Annotated in this window: 20 protein-coding genes; 9 read left to right on the forward strand and 11 right to left on the reverse strand. The window is 61.3% G+C overall.

Annotated features, from left to right (window positions below; genetic code table 11):
• Positions 1-30 precede the first annotated feature (30 nt).
• Positions 31-840 (reverse strand): DeoR/GlpR family DNA-binding transcription regulator, encoded by an 810-nt coding sequence (locus ACVTFQ_RS25310; protein ID WP_018896531.1) that lies wholly within the window; start codon positions 838-840, stop codon positions 31-33.
• 199 nt (positions 841-1039) lie between these two features.
• On the opposite strand from ACVTFQ_RS25310, the gene ACVTFQ_RS25315 reads away from it, so the two are divergent.
• The gene (locus tag ACVTFQ_RS25315; protein ID WP_113177459.1) at positions 1040-3136 is read left to right on the forward strand and encodes a bifunctional rhamnulose-1-phosphate aldolase/short-chain dehydrogenase; all 2097 of its coding nucleotides are present in this window, start codon (positions 1040-1042) and stop codon (positions 3134-3136) included.
• Between the two features lie 3 nt (positions 3137-3139).
• Here ACVTFQ_RS25315 and ACVTFQ_RS25320 read toward each other — a convergent pair whose 3' ends face one another.
• Complete coding sequence (locus ACVTFQ_RS25320) at positions 3140-3298, reverse strand: YqaE/Pmp3 family membrane protein (RefSeq protein ID WP_018896533.1); 159 nt, start codon at positions 3296-3298, stop codon at positions 3140-3142.
• Between the two features lie 84 nt (positions 3299-3382).
• Here ACVTFQ_RS25320 and rhaI point away from each other — a divergent pair, with 84 nt between their 5' ends.
• Positions 3383-4675: an L-rhamnose catabolism isomerase gene (gene rhaI, locus ACVTFQ_RS25325; protein WP_113177458.1), complete on the forward strand. Its 1293-nt coding sequence runs from the start codon at positions 3383-3385 to the stop codon at positions 4673-4675.
• Positions 4676-4727: 52 nt separating this feature from the next.
• On the opposite strand, the gene ACVTFQ_RS25330 is transcribed toward rhaI, so the two are convergent.
• Positions 4728-5771 carry an SMP-30/gluconolactonase/LRE family protein gene (locus ACVTFQ_RS25330; RefSeq protein ID WP_113177457.1) on the reverse strand — a complete coding sequence of 348 codons (1044 nt, stop codon included), beginning with the start codon at positions 5769-5771 and terminating at the stop codon, positions 4728-4730.
• A 450-nt stretch (positions 5772-6221) separates the two neighbouring features.
• Between ACVTFQ_RS25330 and ACVTFQ_RS25335 the strand changes: the two genes are divergently transcribed.
• Complete coding sequence (locus ACVTFQ_RS25335; RefSeq protein WP_113177456.1) at positions 6222-8168, forward strand: methyl-accepting chemotaxis protein; 1947 nt, start codon at positions 6222-6224, stop codon at positions 8166-8168.
• 149 nt (positions 8169-8317) lie between these two features.
• Here ACVTFQ_RS25335 and ACVTFQ_RS25340 read toward each other — a convergent pair whose 3' ends face one another.
• Positions 8318-8527: a hypothetical protein gene (locus ACVTFQ_RS25340; protein ID WP_047505010.1), complete on the reverse strand. Its 210-nt coding sequence runs from the start codon at positions 8525-8527 to the stop codon at positions 8318-8320.
• A 131-nt stretch (positions 8528-8658) separates the two neighbouring features.
• Here ACVTFQ_RS25340 and ACVTFQ_RS25345 point away from each other — a divergent pair, with 131 nt between their 5' ends.
• Positions 8659-9282 carry a TetR/AcrR family transcriptional regulator gene (locus tag ACVTFQ_RS25345; RefSeq protein WP_026282638.1) on the forward strand — a complete coding sequence of 208 codons (624 nt, stop codon included), beginning with the start codon at positions 8659-8661 and terminating at the stop codon, positions 9280-9282.
• 78 nt (positions 9283-9360) lie between these two features.
• Positions 9361-9549 carry a hypothetical protein gene (locus tag ACVTFQ_RS25350; protein WP_113177509.1) on the forward strand — a complete coding sequence of 63 codons (189 nt, stop codon included), beginning with the start codon at positions 9361-9363 and terminating at the stop codon, positions 9547-9549.
• 9 nt (positions 9550-9558) lie between these two features.
• On the opposite strand, the gene ACVTFQ_RS25355 is transcribed toward ACVTFQ_RS25350, so the two are convergent.
• Both ACVTFQ_RS25355 and ACVTFQ_RS25360 read right to left on the reverse strand, forming a co-directional pair.
• A complete protein-coding gene (locus ACVTFQ_RS25355) occupies positions 9559-9996 on the reverse strand; it encodes a DUF1810 domain-containing protein (protein ID WP_113177455.1) in 438 nt (145 codons plus the stop codon).
• Positions 9997-10059: 63 nt separating this feature from the next.
• Positions 10060-10371 (reverse strand): hypothetical protein, encoded by a 312-nt coding sequence (locus ACVTFQ_RS25360; RefSeq protein ID WP_018896541.1) that lies wholly within the window; start codon positions 10369-10371, stop codon positions 10060-10062.
• 223 nt (positions 10372-10594) lie between these two features.
• On the opposite strand from ACVTFQ_RS25360, the gene ACVTFQ_RS25365 reads away from it, so the two are divergent.
• Genes ACVTFQ_RS25365 through ACVTFQ_RS25375 form a run of 3 tightly spaced genes read left to right on the forward strand, consistent with a single transcriptional unit; the run spans position 10595 to position 13698 of the window.
• Entirely contained in the window at positions 10595-11968 is a 1374-nt protein-coding gene (locus ACVTFQ_RS25365) for an amidase (protein ID WP_113177454.1), read from the forward strand.
• 52 nt (positions 11969-12020) lie between these two features.
• Entirely contained in the window at positions 12021-12881 is an 861-nt protein-coding gene (locus ACVTFQ_RS25370; protein WP_470424156.1) for a sugar phosphate isomerase/epimerase family protein, read from the forward strand.
• Positions 12882-12900: 19 nt separating this feature from the next.
• Positions 12901-13698 carry an aldolase/citrate lyase family protein gene (locus ACVTFQ_RS25375; RefSeq protein ID WP_113177453.1) on the forward strand — a complete coding sequence of 266 codons (798 nt, stop codon included), beginning with the start codon at positions 12901-12903 and terminating at the stop codon, positions 13696-13698.
• A gap of 1 nt (position 13699) precedes the next feature.
• Here the strand turns inward: ACVTFQ_RS25375 and ACVTFQ_RS25380 are convergent, their stop codons facing one another.
• The 5 genes from ACVTFQ_RS25380 to ACVTFQ_RS25400 form a co-directional block, all read right to left on the reverse strand.
• Positions 13700-14374 (reverse strand): spermine/spermidine synthase domain-containing protein, encoded by a 675-nt coding sequence (locus ACVTFQ_RS25380; RefSeq protein WP_113177452.1) that lies wholly within the window; start codon positions 14372-14374, stop codon positions 13700-13702.
• Positions 14375-14465: 91 nt separating this feature from the next.
• Positions 14466-14753, reverse strand: a complete 288-nt coding sequence (locus ACVTFQ_RS25385) for a hypothetical protein (RefSeq protein WP_112949977.1) — start codon at positions 14751-14753, stop codon at positions 14466-14468.
• Positions 14754-14843: 90 nt separating this feature from the next.
• The gene (locus ACVTFQ_RS25390) at positions 14844-15485 is read right to left on the reverse strand and encodes a ThuA domain-containing protein (protein WP_112818794.1); all 642 of its coding nucleotides are present in this window, start codon (positions 15483-15485) and stop codon (positions 14844-14846) included.
• Positions 15486-15504: 19 nt separating this feature from the next.
• Positions 15505-16605, reverse strand: a complete 1101-nt coding sequence (locus ACVTFQ_RS25395; RefSeq protein ID WP_113177451.1) for a Gfo/Idh/MocA family protein — start codon at positions 16603-16605, stop codon at positions 15505-15507.
• Between the two features lie 33 nt (positions 16606-16638).
• Positions 16639-17838 (reverse strand): ROK family transcriptional regulator, encoded by a 1200-nt coding sequence (locus ACVTFQ_RS25400; protein WP_113177450.1) that lies wholly within the window; start codon positions 17836-17838, stop codon positions 16639-16641.
• A gap of 210 nt (positions 17839-18048) precedes the next feature.
• Here ACVTFQ_RS25400 and ACVTFQ_RS25405 point away from each other — a divergent pair, with 210 nt between their 5' ends.
• Entirely contained in the window at positions 18049-19359 is a 1311-nt protein-coding gene (locus ACVTFQ_RS25405) for an extracellular solute-binding protein (RefSeq protein ID WP_113177449.1), read from the forward strand.
• Positions 19360-19391 lie beyond the last annotated feature (32 nt).

A 19391-nucleotide genomic window follows, 5' to 3' on the forward strand; every position in this document is an offset into this window, starting at 1 on the left:
ATTGACTTGACTACATCCTGCCTGCGCCATTCAGGCGACCGACGAGGAATCCTCCCTTGCCTGCGAGACCATGCTCGCAACGACGAGCTTGACGCCCGCATCCTCGATCATCCGCACCGCTTCGTCGGAGACCCCCTCGTCCGTGATCACGGTCGTGACGCGATCGAGTCCGCATAGAATGAGGCTCGAGCGGCGATGAAACTTGCTGGAATCGACCATGACGATCAGCTCGTCGGCCTGATGCATCAGCTTCTGCTCGCTCTGGATGATCTGCGCATCCGCTTCCATGATGCCGAGCGGGCCGACGCCCTGTGCACCAATGAAGAAGCGCCGCGCATAGAAATTGCGGATCGCGTCATTGTCGAAAGGCGAGAGGATCAGGCTCTGCTCGCGATAGATCACGCCGCCGGGAACCGTGACCGTGTTCTTCGAATGCTTGACCAGATGCTCGGCGATCGCGAAGGAATTGGTCATCACCTGCATGCGATGCGCCGCCATGAAATGCACCATCTGGAAGGTGGTCGTTCCACCATTGATGATGATGGCATCGCCAGGATCGCAGAGATCGACGGCCGCGCGCGCTATTGCGCGCTTTTTATCGGAATTGACTGATTCTGAAACCCTGAAAGGCCTCCCTGCGAGATTGCCGAGCTGCGGCGGATGCACGGCTTCCGCCCCGCCACGCACGCGCCGGATCTTTCCCTGCACGTGAAGCGCTGCGATATCGCGCCTGATCGTCGCCTCGGAAGCCTCGGTCAGCTCGGAAATATCCTGAACCGTCACGACCGACTTTTCCTGTACGGCGCTCAATATGATGCGATGGCGTTCGCGTTCGTGCATGGGTTCCTCCTGCATCGTTTATTTCGCAGTTGTGACAATGTGTCAATCATAAGCGATCATATTTTTCCATATTGCGTTGCAACATAATCGTTTTTGATCGTTTTCGATTGACAGCGCCGCTTTTGATGAGCGATACCGTCACCGCAAAGGGCGTATTACTCATTTTCACGTCCTGAAGAATTCTACATGGGAGGATGACATGGCGGCAACCGTCCGGCTTCTGGATAACCGTTGGGATGACTCGTACGCTGCAGGCCTGGATGAGCCTGGAAAGCTACTCTATCGCTCGAACCTGCTGGGCGCCGACAAGCGCATCACCAATTATGGCGGCGGCAACACCTCGGCCAAGGTCATGGAAACCGACCCGCTGACCGGCGAAAAAGTCAAGGTTCTCTGGGTCAAGGGGTCTGGCGGCGACGTCGGCACCATCAAGCTCGACGGCTTCGCCACCCTCTATCAGGACAAGCTGGATTCGCTGAAGAGCGTCTACAAGGGTGTTGAAGACGAAGACCGCATGGTCGGCTTCCTTCCGCATTGCACCTACAATCTCAACAGCCGCGCCGCCTCGATCGACACGCCGCTGCATGGTTTCGTGCCCTTCACGCATGTCGACCACATGCATCCCGACGCGATCATCGCGATCGCTGCTTCGAAGAACTCCAAGGAGCTGACCCAGCAGATCTTCGGCGCTGACATCGGTTGGCTGCCCTGGCGCCGCCCGGGCTTCCAGCTCGGCCTCGACCTTGAAGCCTTCGTCAAGGCGAACCCGAATTCCAAGGGCGTCGTGCTCGAAAGCCATGGCCTCTTCACCTGGGCCAACGATGCCAAGGCCTGCTACGAGCTGACGCTTGAGATCATCAACAAGGCGATCGTCTGGTTTGCAGAGAAGACCGAAGGCAAGACGATCTTCGGCGGTGCGGCCACGGAGAGCTTGGCCGCCGAACAGCGCCGCGCCATTGCGGCCCGCCTGATGCCTGAAATCCGCGGCCGCATCGGCAAGGCGGAACGCAAGCTCGGCCATTTCGACGACCAGGACGCCGTTCTCGAATTCGTCAACTCGAAGAACCTCCAGCCGCTCGGCGCGCTCGGCACCAGCTGCCCCGACCACTTCCTGCGCACCAAGATCCGCCCGCTGATCGTCGATTTCGACCCGGCAAAGCCGGATGTGGATGCCATCGTTGCCGGTCTCGACAAGGCGCTGGAAGACTACCGCGCCGATTACGCGCGCTACTACAACGACTGCAAGCATGACAATTCGCCCGCCATGCGCGACGCGAACCCGGTCATCTTCCTCGTTCCCGGCGTCGGCATGCTGTCCTTTGCTCGAGACAAGGCAACGGCGCGTATCGCCAGCGAGTTCTACGTCAACGCCATCAACGTCATGCGCGGCGCCTCGACCGTTTCCGAATATCAGGGCCTGCCTGAGCAGGAAGCCTTCGATATCGAATACTGGCTGCTCGAGGAAGCCAAGCTTCAGCGCATGCCGAAGCCGAAGAGCCTGGCCGGCAAGGTTGCCTTTGTCACCGGCGGCGCCGGCGGCATCGGACGCGCGACGGCTGCCCGGCTGATCGGCGAAGGTGCCTGCGTGGTTCTGGCCGATATCGACCAGGAAGCGCTCGACAGCACCAAGGCCGACTTCGCCAAGCAGTTCGGCGCCGATGCCGTTCGTGGCGTCAAGCTTGATGTGACCAAGGAAGACGGCGTGATCTCGTCCTTCGCGGAAGCCTGCGTCGAATTCGGCGGCGTCGATATCCTCGTCTCGAACGCCGGTATCGCCTCGTCCGCGCCGATCGAAAGCACCGAGCTCTCGATGTGGAACAAGAACATAGACATTCTGGCGACCGGCTATTTCCTCGTGTCGCGCGAAGCCTTCCGCCTGTTCCGCAAGCAGAACCTCGGCGGCAACGTCGTGTTCGTCGCCTCAAAGAACGGCCTCGCATCGTCGCCGAACGCTGCCGCCTATTGCACGGCCAAGGCCGCCGAGATCCATCTTGCCCGTTGCCTGGCGCTTGAAGGCGCGGAAGCCGGCATTCGTGTCAACACCGTCAACCCGGATGCGGTCCTGCGCGGATCGAAGATTTGGAACGGCGAGTGGCGCGAGCAGCGTGCGGCCTCGTCGAAGATCGAGATCAACGAGCTGGAGGAGCACTATCGCAAGCGCTCCATGCTGAAGCTCAACGTCTTCCCTGAAGATATCGCCGAAGCAATCTACTTCCTGGCGTCCGATCTCTCGGCAAAATCCACCGGCAACATCATCAATGTCGATGCCGGCAACGCGCAGAGCTTCCCGCGCTGATCGCTACCGCCGGAGGATCACCCATACCGCATGGATGATCCCCGGCACGTAGCCGCACAGCGTCAGCAGTATGTTTAGCCAGAACTGCAGGCCGATACCGACCTGCAGGAATACGCCGACAGGTGGCAGGATGATCGCGAAAAGAATGCGTATGATGTCCAAGGTCGCCTCGTTATTGATTTAGGTATTTCACGCATCGAAACGCGGACAGGAGCCGCTTGGTTCGATGCGAAGAGGGAGGAACTGATGGCCGAAAGCAAAATCGCGCAGGATGTGATCGCGCAAGAGAATGACAAGCGCGCATCTGCGCTCAAATCCGATTACGAAGCGCTTGGCGCCAATCTTTCGCGCCGTGGCGTGGACATTGAAGCGATCACGCGCCGCGTCTCCGAGTTCTTCGTCGCCGTTCCATCCTGGGGCGTTGGCACCGGCGGCACGCGCTTTGCCCGCTTCCCCGGCACTGGCGAGCCGCGCGGGATCTTCGACAAGCTGGACGATTGCTCCGTCATCAACGAGTTGACCCGCGCGACACCAAACGTCTCGCTCCACATTCCGTGGGACAAGACCGACGTCAAGGAATTGAAGGCAAAGGGCGATCAGCTCGGCCTCGGTTTCGACGCGATGAACTCAAACACCTTTTCCGACGCACCCGGCCAGGCCCATTCCTACAAGTATGGTTCGCTCAGCCACACCGACGCGGCAACGCGTGCACAGGCCGTCGAGCACAACATCGAGTGCATCGAGATCGGCAAGGCGATCGGCTCCAAGGCGCTGACCGTCTGGGTCGGCGACGGCTCGAACTTCCCCGGCCAGAGCAACTTCACCCGCTCCTTCGAACGCTACCTCGCCTCGATGGCCGATATCTACAAGGCGCTGCCCGACGATTGGAAGCTGTTTTCCGAGCACAAGATGTACGAGCCGGCCTTCTACTCGACGGTCGTGCAGGACTGGGGCACCAACTATCTGATCGCCCAGACGCTCGGCCCGAAGGCGCATTGCCTCGTCGACCTCGGCCACCATGCGCCGAACACCAATATCGAGATGATCGTTGCCCGGCTGATCCAGTTCGGCAAGCTCGGCGGCTTCCACTTCAACGACTCGAAGTATGGTGACGACGACCTCGACGCTGGTTCGATCGAGCCTTACCGACTGTTCCTCGTATTCAACGAGCTGGTCGAGGCCGAGCAGCGCGGCGTCAACGACTTCAACCCCGCCCACATGATCGACCAGTCGCATAACGTGACCGATCCGATCGAAAGCCTGATCAACAGCGCCAACGAAATCCGCCGCGCCTATGCGCAGGCCCTGATCGTCGACCGCAAGGCGCTGGCAGGTTTCCAGGATGAGAACGACGCCTTGATGGCGACAGAGACACTGAAGCGCGGCTATCGCACCGATGTCGAACCGATCCTGGCGGAGGCTCGTCGCCGCGCCGGCGGCGCTATCGATCCGGTCGCAACCTATCGCGCCAGCGGCTATCGCAAGAAGGTTGCAGCGGAGCGCCCGGCGTCCATGGGCGGCAGCGGCGGCATCATCTGAGGTCGAAGAATTGTTCGAGCCGCCGCGACAATCGCGGCGGCTCGAATTTTAATCAGCCGGCGCCGCGCGTCTCGACATAGAGCGCGTAGACCGAATGGCTGGAAGCCATGTAGAGGCGGTTCTTCTTCGGCCCGCCGAAGACGAGGTTCGGGCAGCGTTCCGGCAGCTTGATGAAGCCGATTGCCTTGCCGGCCTTGTTGAAGATCTTCACGCCGTTGAGATCTTCCGGCTTGGCGCCGGCCGCACCCGAAGAGCCCCATCCGCACCACAGGTTGCCGTCGACATCGACCTTGAAGCCGTCGAGGCCGCCATTGTCGTCGGCGGTGATCAGCGCCTTCTTGTTGGAAAGCGAAAAGCCATCCTTGGCGACGTCGTAGGACCAGACGATGCGATAGGGCTGTGCACGGCCTTCGACGATATAGAGCTTCTTCTCGTCTTCCGAGAAGGCGAGGCCGTTCGGACCCTTCAGCTCGTCGGTGACGAGGCTGAGCTTCCCATCCGGCGAGATGCGATAGACCGAATGCGGCAGTTCCGGTTCGGCCTTGTCGCCTTCCCATTCACCGGCAATGCCGAAGGTCGGGTCGGTGAACCAGATCGAACCGTCCGACTTGCAGACGATGTCGTTCGGCGAGTTGAGCTTCTTGCCCTTGTAATTATCGGCGAGGACCGTGATCGAGCCGTCATATTCGGTGCGGGTGACGCGGCGCGTCAGGTGCTCGCACGACAAAAGCCGGCCCTGCATGTCGCGGGCATGACCGTTCGAATAGTTCGAATTCGGGTTGAAGACACTCCAGGTCTCGTTGGTCTCGTCGTATTTCATGACCCGGTTGTTCGGCACGTCGCTGACGAGAAGATAGCGACCATCGCCGAACCAGACAGGGCCTTCCAGCCAGCGTGCGCCGGTGGCGACCTGTTCCAGCGAAGAGCTGGCGACGCGATATTTGGCAAAGCTAGGGTCGAGAACCTGAATGGCCGGATCCGGGTAGATTGGCGATGGGGTGAAGCCGATCGACTGTGCGGCTGCGACCTTCGGCAGAACGGCGCCTGCCAGCGCGGCTCCGGACATGGCAATGACGTTGCGGCGTGTGTAAACCACTAAGCATCCTCAATATGATTTGTGTCAAAAGGACCCACGGGCTCGCGGGCTGCGATCAAAATCGTGACCGCGCGCTCATGTATGTTGACCTATACGTGTGCCGCAATGACACTTTTAGGTCATTCAGCCGACTGGTTAATCAGCCGTGACCAGAACACCGTCAATAACATGACGGAAAATTAGACAGCATATATATATGCTTATGCTTTCACACAGACATGCTTTGACAAAACGCATCTCTACTGTCGATTCTATTCGCTTGGCTTGGCAAGGTCAGATTTCTTTAATGATAAGCGCCTAGGTTGAAGCCACAATATCGTGGATGTCTCCCCGATGTTTTGCGCATGATGCGTTGTCTCACCGTTTTCTGATGTCATTTTTTCTTGCGATCGAGGTCCCCTCGACCGCAGGCGGCCTGATGCCATTTCACCACGATTTCCAAGGTGCCTCATGTTGAAAAACCTGAAGATAAAAACCAAATTCCTTATGGCTATTGCCATGCTCGGCCTCGTTTCCATGGCAGGCCTGCTGTACCTCACCGACAAGTTCAGCGCGGCCAATCAGCAGTATACCGGCTTTCTTCAGAACGAGAGCCAAGCGGCGACCTTCAGCGCCCGCGCGGCAGCAGGCATCTGGACATCCACGACATGGCTGAGCCGCGCTGTCGCGCAGCAGCCCGGTTCCCCCGCTTTCGACAATATCTCCAAGCGTTTTGCCACGGAATTCGACGGCGCGCGCAAGCGCCTCGCGCAGGTGTCCGAGCTCGTCCCCAGCCGCAAGAGCGCGATCGACGAACTGCTTGCCGGCGCCGATGGCCTGAAGTCGCTCGGCGATCAGCTTCTTGCTGCGCACGCCGCCGGAAACGCGGAGCAGACGCAACAGCTTTCCACAAAGCTAGATGATACGATCATTGGCCTGTCGCCCAAGTTTGGCGCCAACAACAAGGCAATGGCAGATCTGCTGGAACAGGGAGGCAGCCAGCTCTCGGCTTCCGTTTCCTCTACCATCTTCTACACCCTTGTCGGCATTACGTTTGGCGTTATCGCGGCAATCGCCTTTGCCATGGTTATCGCCCAGAAGGGTGTGACGACACCGATGGCGAAACTTCGCGAGCGCATGGAAACGCTTGCTTCCGGCGAGACCGGAAAAGAGGTTGACGGTCTTGATCGACGCGACGAGATCGGACAGATGGCTGCAGCGGTTGCCGTGTTCCGGACCAATGCGATCGATCGCATGCGCATCGAGCAGCAGGCGGAAGCCACCCGCTCGATGAGCGAGAGCGAACGCCTTGAGCGCGAAGCGGAGAAGGCCAATGAGGCGGCCAACCTGCAGCGAGCAGTCAAGGCGCTTGGCGGCGCGCTGGGCAATCTCGCCGATGGCGATCTGAATTGCCGCATCGACACGCCGTTCACCGGTGACCTCGATACGCTTCGCCAGGACTTCAACGCCGCGATCTCCAAGCTGAATAACGCGCTGCAGGCCGTTGGCGCCAATGCGAGCGCCATCAGTGCAGGGTCGAGCCAGATCCGCGCCTCCGCCGACGACCTTTCCAAGCGTACAGAGCAGCAGGCAGCCTCCGTTGAGGAAACCGCTGCAGCGCTGGAAGAGATCACGACGACGGTCAAGGATGCCGCAGGGCGCGCAAGCGACGCCAGCCAGCTTGTCGCCAAGACGCGCGAAGCAGCCGAACGCTCCGGCGAAGTCGTGCGCAACGCCGTCACCGCGATGCACCTGATCGAGCAGTCCTCGAACGAGATCAGCAACATCATCGGCGTGATCGACGATATCGCGTTCCAGACCAACCTTCTCGCCCTCAATGCCGGCGTGGAAGCCGCCCGTGCCGGTGAGGCAGGCAAGGGCTTCGCGGTCGTCGCCCAGGAAGTGCGTGAACTGGCACAGCGTTCGGCGCGCGCCGCCAAGGAGATCAAGGCGCTGATCACCGCCTCGGGTTCGCAGGTCGAGTCCGGCGTGGAGCTGGTCGGCGAGGCCGGCAAGGCTCTCGATGCGATCGTCGCCGAAGTGCAGGAGATCAACCGACATGTTCACGCGATCGCCGAAGCCTCGCGCGAGCAGTCCCTCGGCCTGCAGGAGATCAACACGGCCGTGAACACCATGGACGAAGGCACGCAGAAAAATGCCGCCATGGTCGAGGAAACGACCGCGGCGAGCCACAGCCTCGCGCATGAAGCCATGGCGCTGTCTCAGCTCATGGCGCAGTTCAAGCTGGACGGGGGCGCCGTTGCGAGCCAGGGACGCCCGAGTTTTGCCAAGCCTGCGGCGACAACCGCCAGCCACGGCCCCGTTGCCTCGCCGGCACGGCAGCTTGGCCAGAAGTTGACCAACGCGTTTCGCGGAAACGCCGCGCTCAAGCAAGAGCCGGAATGGTCTGAATTCTGACCTGTATCGCTTAGAGAACGGAGCCCGAAAGGCTCCGTTTTTTTATGCAGACGCACCGCGCGATTTTCGGCATCAGCGTGGATCGCCAAAAACAAAAAAGCCGCCGCCAATGTGGCGACGGCTTTCGGGGGGCAGGGAAGCCCAAGGCGTTAGCAATAGCTGCAGATTGCGGCCGGATTGCTCTTGATGACGTCGATGAATTTCTTGACCGGATTGGCGCGCTGTTCGCGCTTTACCGCCGCAGTCTCCAGGAGCCGCTTGAAATCTTCAAGCTTCACGCCATCGGCGCGCATCACCATGGCGATCAGGGGATCACGAAGGGCTTCGGATATCGTCAGGTCGTCTCTGGTCTTTCTCATGGCTCAGTCCTCCTTTCGTGGGCGGTCGCCCGTGTTCCACTTCGGCCGCGTTGCCCTCTCGGCAATTGACTTCCGCGAAAAGTGGTGTTACCGGTAAGTAACAATGCATTTGTTACCGATCGGTCACATGGATGTCAAGGACATTGTCCGCAGAAAAATCAAAAACTTCGACAGCTCTTCTGCCTGCAGGCACTGATGAAAAGATCCCTCCTAGGGAGCGTATCGTTTCGACCGCGGCGGAGCTTTTTCGTGAGCACGGGATCCGTGGCATCGGCGTCGATGCCATCGCCGAAGGCGCTCTCACAAACAAGATGACGCTCTACCGGCACTTCGGATCGAAGGACGAGCTGGTATGCGAAACACTGCGCCGCGCCTCCGAAAAGGCCGAGGCGATCTGGCGCGAACTGGAGGCCACGCATCCCGACGATGCCCGCGCCCAGCTGCTTGCCTGGATCGAGCTCAGGACGCAGAGCCTTTGCGGCGACCAAGTCGGCTGCGATCTGGCGAACGCCGCAATCGAGCTCAAGGGCGAAGGACACCCGGCCTATAGCGTCATCGAACGCCATAAGGCGGAGCAGCGTGACAGGCTCGAGGCGCTCTGTCTCGCCGCCGGCGCGCGTGAACCGCAGCTGCTGGCCGACACGCTGACCCTGCTTCTCGAAGGCGCCCGCGTCACCCGTCAGTCGATGGGCAAGGACAACTGTTGCGGCCACTTCTCCAAGGCGTGCAACGCCGCTGTTGCGGCGTTTGCCTGACCGCTGGTCTCTAAGCTTGGAACTTTCATGAGGGCAACTCGTTTTCAACCAGATGTGGAAACACGGTTGAGCGAGAAGATGAACTACATTTATCTCCAACGCCTGTATGCCAAACGGGCGGAGCTTGAAGCCAAGCTTGAACTCTATGACGCGCGCGATTGCTTCGGGGACGAGGATCTCAACGACGGCACTGATCGTGAGTTGCGCTCAAGGATCGAGGAAATCTCGGCGGAAATCGACACGCTCGAACATTCCCGCGTTGGCTAGTGCCGTGGGTTATCGGCCTGCATCGAGCAGTTCGATCGTGCGATGATCGAAAGCTCCGTCATAGAAATGGTCTATCACCCGATGGAAGGGTGACCCGTGATCGCTGACCGCTGCGAAAAGCGTCATCGACGATCGGAGCTTGTGATCATCGGGAGAGCCGAAAACCTCATGCGCGGATTTTCCATCGATCGATAACACCGCGCCGACGCAGCGCAACAGGCGGGCGCCAAGAATGGGATCGGCGAGATAAGCCGAGACTTCGCCGGCCGAGCGGATCGCATATTTCTCAGCCATTGAGGAGGTGCCGAGACCTGCCATCTGCGGAAAGATGAACCACATCCAGTGCGAACGCTTGCGGCCATTCCTGAGCTCTGCAAGCGCGCGATCGTAGACACCGTTTTGAGCGTCGATAAAGCGATCGAGATCGTAGTCGATATCACCGGACATGATGCCCTCCCCCGACTAGAACTAAGTCACGATCACCGTTTCTCCAGTCTAAGCTGGAAGTCCTCAGCAGGACTTGTCTGGATACGGGCTATGCTCCCGGCAATAATCCAGCGACGGGCCGGAATCCGAGATCGCCCCGACGGGGGCCAAATCAACGGCCGATGCCGTCGAGGTGTTCATATGCGCGACATACCCCGCCGCACCAAGAACCAGCAGGGCTCCAACGATCATAAACCGCTCCGACACCGATGGTCGGCTGGTTGCCTTGATGTGTTCCACGTATTCGCGCTCGCCCATACCGTCCAACTCTTCGTCCGTTGCATGATGATGGACCGTGTCGCCGCGAGGGGCGCTCCAGCTGTCTACATCTCTCATTGTCTTGCTCCTGAAATCCGCGCGAGGTGCTTACAACATCCCTCGACCCGTGGCGTCTTTCGCGCATTCCCCATATGTGGTGGCAACCGCCACGGTTGAAGGCCGGATACGCAAACTCAGTGTTCATAAAATCGAACCAATCGGTTTGATCTGGCTTCAAGGGCTTGGCACTTCGAGGAAATTCGGCTTAGGTCGGGTATTCATCCAGACCACGGACACTGACATGACGAAATCATTTGGGGCGATGTCGATCGCGCAACTTTCCGTTCTCATCCAGAATGGTGCCGCCGATCCGGTCGAGGTTACCGAGGCGGTGCTTGAAGGTATCGAGGCGCACCCCGATCAGTCGATCTTCACCGAACTGCTGGCCGACCGCGCGCTTAAAGAGGCCAAGGCGTCCTCGGCGCGGCTGAAGGCTGGCCGGTCGCGCGGGTTGCTTGAGGGCATTCCCGTTGCCTGGAAAGACCTGTTCGACATCAAGGGGCGCGCGACGACGGCCGGCTCCAAGGTGCTGCGGGACGCCCCCGTGGCAGAAGACGACGCCGCGGTCGTGAGCTCGCTCGCCCAGGCCGGCATGGTCGCCGTTGGCTGCACCAACATGAGCGAATTCGCTTTTTCCGGCCTTGGCATAAACCCGCACTACGGCACGCCGCACAATCCGCGCGGCAAGGATGAGCCACGTATTCCCGGCGGATCCTCCTCCGGCGCGGGTGCCGCCGTTGCGGCAGGCCTCGTTCCGGTCGCGATCGGCACCGACACCGGCGGATCGGTCCGCATCCCCGCCGCCTTCAATGGCGTCGTCGGCTACAAGGCAACGCGCGGACGCTACGCAATGGGCGGCGTCTTCCCGCTGGCGAAAAGCCTGGATTCGCTCGGCCCCCTTTGCCGCACCGTTCAGGACGCGATCTGGGTCGATGCGGCCATGCGTGGCCTGACCGCCGCTCCCACCATCACCCCGAGCTCGCTTCGGCAGCTGGATGTGGTCATTCCTGATAATGTCGTATTCGATGGCGCCGAGGCCGGCGTCGTCGCCGCCTTCGAGCAAGGCGTGGGGTGGCTGATCGCCGAGGGTGCGTCGATCACCCGCGTCACCATCCCGGCCTTCGACGAGATTCTCGCCCTCATGGGCAAATACGGTAGCCTGGTGACCGCGGAAGCCTTCGCGCTTCATCGCGAACGTCTGGCCGGGCCGGAAGCGGATCAAATGGACCACCGCGTCGTGCAGCGCACCCGCCTTGGCCAGACGATCACCATGCCCGACTACATCGCCATTATCGAAGCACGCGAGCGACTGATCGCGGAGGTCAACCGCATGGTCGGTGACAGCCTCGTTGCTTATCCGTCCGTCGCCCATGTCGCGCCGCCGATCGCCGCGCTGGAGGCAAACGACGATCTTTTCTTCGCGACCAATGGCAAGACCTTGCGCAACACCATGCTCGGCAATTTCCTCGACTGGTGCGGCGTTTCAATCCCCTGCGGGACCGGCGACGCGGATATGCCGGTCGGCCTGTTGCTTTCGGCGACCGCCGGCCGCGACGAGGCGCTGCTTGCCGCCAGCCTTTCGGCGGAAGCTGTGATCACGGGAGATTCCGTTTGAAATTCCAAGACGTTGCTGCCTAGATAGGGTGGAAACGAGGAGGAGGAATGGAATGATCGAGGATATCGAGAACGGGCGGTTCGCCGTCTCCACGTGGTCGCTGCACCGGGCGCTGGGCGCGGTCTATCCCTATAGTCCAGATCCGGCCAAGAGCGCGGCACCGCAGGAGCCTTACGGCCCCGGCAGCGTCGAGCTGATCGACGTTCCGCGCCAGCTTGCCGATCGCGGCATCCACAGGCTGGAGATCTGCTCCTTCCATCTGCCGAGCCTCGACGCGGACTATCTACGGCGGCTGCGCGCAGCCCTCGATCAGTCCGGCGTCATGCTTCAGACTTTGCTGGTCGAAGACGGCGACCCGAGCAACCCCGAGACGGCCGAGCGCGATATCCGCTGGATCGCCGGCTGGATCGAGATCGCAACGGCGCTTGGCGCGAGGAACATGCGCGTCATTGCGGGAAAACAGCAGCCGAGCGACGAGAACCTCGCGCGCTCGTCGGGACATCTCTCATGGCTGGCGGAGCAGGCCGAGGAGAGCGGCATTCGTGTCGTCACCGAAAACTGGTTCGACCTCCTGCCGTCGCCGCGAGAAATGAACTGGCTGCTTGACGATCTCGCCGGCAAGGTCGGCCTCAACGGCGATCTCGGCAACTGGTCGGCGCCGGACAAATATGCCGGTCTGGCGGACATCATGCGCCGCGCCGAGATCTGCCACGCCAAGGCCAACTACACCGCATCGGGCATGGACACCCAGGACTACGGCAAGTGCCTGGAGGCCTGCCGACAGGCCGGATATGCCGGCCCCTACACGCTGATCTACGATTCGCCCTTCTTCCCCGACGAATGGGACGGCATCCTTCTTCAGAAGGCCTTTATCGAACAATTCCACCAAGATGAGCAGCGCGCCACGGGCTGAGCTGCGGAAGGAGACTGGCATGCCTGGTTCAACTGCGATCAACGACTTTTCGAAACGCCTCAGGTCGGGCGAAAGCGGTGGTCTGATTTCGGCCTGGATCGGCATACCCGATCCGCTCTTCGTCAATCATCTCTCGCAGGAAGCCTTCGATGCGGTCGTGCTCGATATGCAGCATGGCGTGTGGGACATGGTGTCGGCCGCCAACGGCATTGGGCAGGGCAGGCTGGCCGGCAAGCCGGTGATGGCGCGTATTCCCGTTGGCGACTTGTCGACGGCCTCGCGGCTGCTCGATGCCGGCGCTTCCGGAATTATCGCGCCGATGATCAATTCGGTTGCGGATGCGCATGCCCTGGTCAAGGCGACCAAGTATCCGCCACTCGGCGAGCGCAGCTGGGGGCCGACGCTGGCGATGAACCATACCGGCCTCGCTGCCACGACCTACCTGGCGACAGCAAACATGGAGACCGTCGCGATCGCCATGATCGAGACCCGGGCAGCGCTCGATGCTACCGACGACATTCTCAGCGTTGATGGCATCGACGGCATCTTTATCGGCCCATCGGACCTTTCCATCGCGCTATCGAACGGCGCAAAGCTGGCGCCCGATACGGCGGAGATGGATGTCGTGCTGAAGCAGCTGCTCGATCGCTGCCGTGCGCATGGCAAGTTCGCCTGCATCTTCGGCAGCAATGGCGAGCGCGCCGGGCAACTGCTGAAGATGGGCTTCGATCTTGTTATCGCGGGCGCGGACACGCAACAGCTTCGCGCTGGCGCCGCGAACGCCATCGCCACGGCCCGCAAGGGACAGGCCGGCTGAGTTACTTCTTCTGTGCCAGCCAGATGACGTGGCGCGCGCCGCCGCGTTTTCCGTTGGCGCGCGAATTGACGGCCTCGACCACAAAGCCACTGTCGCGCACCCTGCGCGTGAAGCTGGCGTCGGGACCGGATGACCAGACGGCGAGCACGCCACCGGGACGCAAAGCCTCGCGGGCGGCCTTCAGCCCGGCGAAGTCGTAAAGCCCATCGTTCGATTGACGGGTCAGTCCATCCGGCCCGTTGTCGACATCAAGCAGGATGGCGTCGAATTTTGCCCGGCTCGCGCGAATGAGCTCGGAGACATCCCCCTGATGAATGTCGACGCGAGGGTCATCGAGACATCCCTTGAACACCTCGGCCATCGGCCCCCTCGCCCAGCTGACGACGGCAGGCACCAGTTCGGCGACGACAATAGTCGCGTCCTTGGGCACGACGGCGAGTGCAGCGCGCAGCGTGAAACCCATGCCGAGACCGCCGATCAGGATGCTCGGTCGCGGACGCCCCTTGAGCTTGTCATAGGAGAGCGTCGCGAGCGCCTCCTCGGAGCCGGAGAGGCGGCTGTTCATCAGCTCGTTCGATCCGAGCATGATCGAAAATTCGCTGCCGCGCTGCTTCAGGCGCAGCTCGCCGGCCTCACCGGGAATTTGAGCGGAATCGAGCTGAATCCAGGGCAGCATGTCTTAGGCCTCGCGTTGAGCCGCCCCACTAGCACAAAAGATCGCGCCAACGAAACGCAAACACGAGGCTGTAAGCCAGGCACCGGTCGGATCACTGGCCGTTGATGCAGGCCGGATTTGTGGACTTGCGGTTGGCAGCATTGCGTTGGTGCGGCGGGCAGCGCGTCCACTGGACCGGTGCCGAGCCCGCAGTGCTTCCAGTCTCAAGCGAATCGAGAGGAATGGAAAGGCCGCTAGACTGCTCGTCCTGCGGACCGGTTCCAAGCGGTGCAGAGCCGTCAAACCGGCCGCTGCTGTCCATGCCCATGTTCATCTGCGCGAATGCACTGCCGGCAAAGCCCATGATGACGATTGAGGTGACTGCGAGAAGCTTGCGCATGCTGGAAACTCCTTCACGTTGAATACCATGAAGAAATAGCGCGCGGCCGGATAGTTTCCAACCGCGTGCTACTACCTATTTCGCGCGAGCTCAGCGTGCCGCCCAGTTGGCACCCCGGCGGAAGATGGTGCGCATTTCCGGCACGGAAAACTCCTTGGCCTGATGCCCGAGCGAGGAATAGAAGACGCGTCCCTTTCCGTACTTCCGCTTCCAGGCAACCGGCATCACCACGCCATCGATCCAATAGGCATGATCGCCGGTAAAGGTCGTCGTCGCCAGCACCTCGTTGGATGGGTCGACGTGCATGTAATACTGCTCCGACGTGTAGTCGAAATCGGCAATGCCTTCCATGACCGGATCATCGGGGCGGGTAATGTTGACCCTGTAGTCGATGATGTTGCCGGGATGCGCAACCCACTGGCCGCCGACGATGAACTGGTATTCCACGCATTCGCGGAAGCTGTCGCCGGCTCCGCCATGATAGCCGGCCAGACCGACACCGCCTTCGATCGCGGCCGCAAGGTTCTTGATCTCCTCCTTCTCGATCTTCGACATGGTCACGATCGGCACGACGAGCGAAAGGTCGTGAACGGAAGGGTCGGCGAACGCCTCGGTGGTATGCTCGACATAGACCTTGAAGCCGTCTTCCTCGAGTATGTCCTTGACGATGGCGGCGCATTCCTGCGGCTCGTGGCCGCTCCATCCGCCCCAAACGATCAGTGCTTCACGCATTAAATTTCCTCCTCAATAATTACTTGCCCAGACGTCCGTCGACGAGGGATTCCGAGATCGGCGCCGGTCTTTCCGTCTGCGTTGATATCGCCACGGTACGGCCGGTGTCGGATGCGGTCTGGAACGCTTCCATGACCTCCAGCACGTGCAGCGCCAGGCTGCCGTTCGCGCGGTGCGGCCGGTTCTCACGGATCGCATAGGCGAGATCGGCGACACCGATCGACCGGTAGTTTCCATCGGCATAGGGCGCCGTCAGCGGCTGGCTTTCGAAGGCACCGCCCTTTCGCAGCAACTCCACCTCACCGCCGAAGTGATTGGGATCGGGCACGATCAGCGTTCCCTCGGTCCCGTAGACTTCAAGCGGCACGTGCTTGTGGCCCGCGACGTCGAAGCTCATGCCGATTTGAACGACGGCGCCATTGGCAAAGGCCATCAGGCCGGACACATGGGTCGGCACATGCACGGGGATATGCTCGCCGTTTCGCGGCTCGCTGGTGATCACGCGTTCCTTGCGCGGCGTAACGGCAAAGCCCGCCACCTGCGCCACCGGTCCGAACAGATTGACCAAATCGGTGATGTAATATGGCCCCATATCCAGCATCGGCCCGCCGCCAACTTCGTAGTAGAAGGCGGGATTGGGGTGCCAGCGCTCGTGGCCGGGGCACATGAAGGTGGCCGTGCCGCCCACCGGCTGGCCGATCACGCCCTGGTCGATCAGCGCCCGCGCCGTCTGGTGGCCGCCGCCGAGGAAGGTGTCGGGTGCCGCGCCGATGCGCAGGCCCTTCGCCTTGGCGGCTTCGGCCAGCTGCTTGCCTTCGGCGAAGTTGATGCCGAGCGGCTTTTCCGAATAGGTGTGCTTGCCGGCGGCAAGCGCCTGCAGGCCGACGGCAACGTGCGCCTTCGGAATGGTCAGATTTACGATGATCTCGATCGAGGGATCGGCGAAGAGTTCGTCAACGCTTCTGGCCGGCACGTTGAACTCAGCCGCCTTTGCCTGCGCGAGTTCGCTGTTGAGATCCGCCACACCCCTGATGTCGAGAATGGGGAAAGACGCCATGGCCTTCAGGTACGCGCCCGATATGTTGCCGCATCCGATGATGCCTATGCCGACTTTATCCATGATTTCCTCCCATAGATTTTGGTTCTGAAAGCGTCAGAGTGCCGGGCCCGTGGTGTTCCACGGCGACTCGTAGAGTTCGTAGAGGGCGACGGCCGCAGCCCCCTGTGCCCAGAAGTCGTCGCTGGAATCGTCGAAGACGAGTTCCGCGACGCCCTTGAGCGAGGGTGGGATGGCAAGCGCGTAGGCATTGCGCAGGCTCTCCAGGAAAGGCTCGCCAAGCGCCAGGCTGGAGCCGACCAGGATGACGCGCGGCGGCGCGAAGAGCGTCACGATATTGGCAACCGCGACGCCGACAGCCTCCCCCGCCCGGATCGCCGCGCTGATCAGCGCGTTGTCTTCTGCCTTGATCAAGGCCTGCGCATGCGCCATGCCGCGCCCGAGCCGGATCGCCTCTGCAAATCGCCCACCCGCCGGCTGCTCGCCCAGAATTTCGCTCTCGCCTGCCTGGCTCGACAGCCGCACGATGCCGCGCGGCCCCATGCCAAGCACGAGATCGCCGAGATTGTGGCTAAGGCCGCCGGCGCCGCGAAACAGCTGGTTGCCATGGAGTACGCCGAGCCCGAGCGTCTGCTCGAGCGAGATCAGCACCATGTCTTCCAGGTCGCGCGCCTTGCCAAACCAGTGATGCGCCAGCGTGATGGCATGCGCGTCGCTTTCGACGATCGTCGAGGTGTTCAGCCTAGCAGTCATCTCGGCGGCGAAATCGACATTAACGTCCCGAAAGATCGGGCTGCTGCGGATATGGCCGGTCCGATGCTCGATGACACCCGGCAGGCTGAGGCAGACGGTATCGACATCCTCCAGCGACAGGCCGGCATCGACGACGCAGCGCCGCACGCCATCCTCGACCAGATCGGCGATGACTGCGATCGGCTGGCGATCGATCCGGATGGGCAGGGTGAGGTTCGAGAGCACGTCGCCGCGAAAATCGGTGACGACGAAGACCATGCGACTGGCCGCGATCTTGGCGCCCACGACACGCGCCGCATCCGGATTGAGCTCCAGCATGACGCGTGGGCGGCCGCGCGCCGCTTCGTTGCGGATATCGCCTTCGTGGCGCGGCAGGATCAGCCCATCATCCAGCAGCGAGGCGGTGATGGCCGACACCGTGGTAGTCGACAGCTGCGTGCGCTCGCTGATCTCGACACGCGCGATCGGCCCATGTCGGCGAACCGTGTCGAGCACGTTCAGGCGATTGATCGCGCGCATCAATTCCGGGTCTGCGGTCTTCATCTATTCGTGCACGGCTCTTCTGGCGACCGCCGACGCGGATCGGTATTTTTGTCGGAATGCGAATTAAATAACGTGGAGATTCAGCCCTCTGTCAAGGCTAATTTGCCAAAATCAACCAAGGGAGTTGACATTCCGGCAAAGCTGCCGATCATTTAATCCGCATAAGGGACAAAATTGTAGAGGACGATTTTCCCTTGAGGAGGAGACCTTATGTTCAATCATCAAAGGGCGAAAGCCCTGTTCAATAGTCGTGCCTTTGTCCGCTCGACCGCGACCGCTCTGGCGCTTCTGATCGCCGCCGGCACTGCCGCTGCCGACACGACAATCAAGTGGATGCATCTCGAAATCGACCCGACCTATCTCGGCGTCTGGCAGCAGATCGTCAAGAATTACGAGGCCGAGCATCCGGGCACGAAGGTGGAGATGCAGTTCCTCGAAAACGAGGCCTTTAAGGCGAAGTTACCGACGCTTCTGCAGTCCAGCGATGCGCCTGATCTTTTCTACAGCTGGGGCGGCGGCGTCCTGAAACAGCAGCTCGCGACGGGCGCCCTGCTCGATCTCAGCGAGGCGATGGACGCCAAGGATGGCGCGTGGTTGAAGACCTACAACCCGGCCTCCGTCAAGGGCCTCAGCTATGACGGCAAGATCGGCGCGGTCCCCTATGCCGTCGGCACCGTATCCTTCTTCTACAACAAGGAATTGTTCGCCAAGGCCAGCGTCGATGCGACAACGATCAAGACCTGGGATGACTATCTGGCCGCGGTCAAGAAGATCAAGGACGCCGGCATCGTGCCGATCGCAGGCGGTGGCGGCGAGAAGTGGCCGATCCATTTCTACTGGAGCTATCTGGTGATGCGCAACGGCGGCCAGCAGGTCTTCGATGCGGCCAAGAATGGCCAGGGTGAAGGCTTCAACGACCCGGCGATGATCAAGGCCGGCGAGCAGCTCGCCGAACTCGGCAAGCTTGAGCCATTCCAGCCCGGCTACCTCGGCGCCACATGGCCGCAGACGCTCGGCGTCTTTGGCGACGGCAAGGCGGCGATGATCCTCGGCTTCCAGAACACCGAGGCCAACCAGCGCACCAATGCCGGTGACAAGAAGGGTCTGAACCCCGACAATATCGGCCGCTTCGCCTTCCCGGCCGTCACAGGCGGCGCCGGTGCCGTTACCGACACGCTGGGCGGTCTGAACGGCTGGGCCGTCACCAAGAAGGCGCCGCCGGAAACGCTCGACTTCCTCGCCTACCTTACCAATGCCGAGAACGAGCGGACTATGGCCAAGGCCGGCATGATCATCCCGGTCGCGGTTGGCGCCGAAGATGGCGTGACCAACCCGCTGCTGCATGAATCCGCCGAACAGCTGGCGCATTCCACATGGCACCAGAACTTCTTCGACCAGGATCTCGGCCCCTCGGTCGGCCGGGTCGTCAACGACGTGTCGGTCGCCATCGTCTCCGGACAGATGACGCCTGCCGATGGCGCCCAGCAGATCCAGGACGCCTTCGAGCAGGATCAGTTCTGATCAAGACCATCGCGGCGCGGGACATACTCTCG

Source organism: Rhizobium sp. O111 (assembly GCF_055616315.1).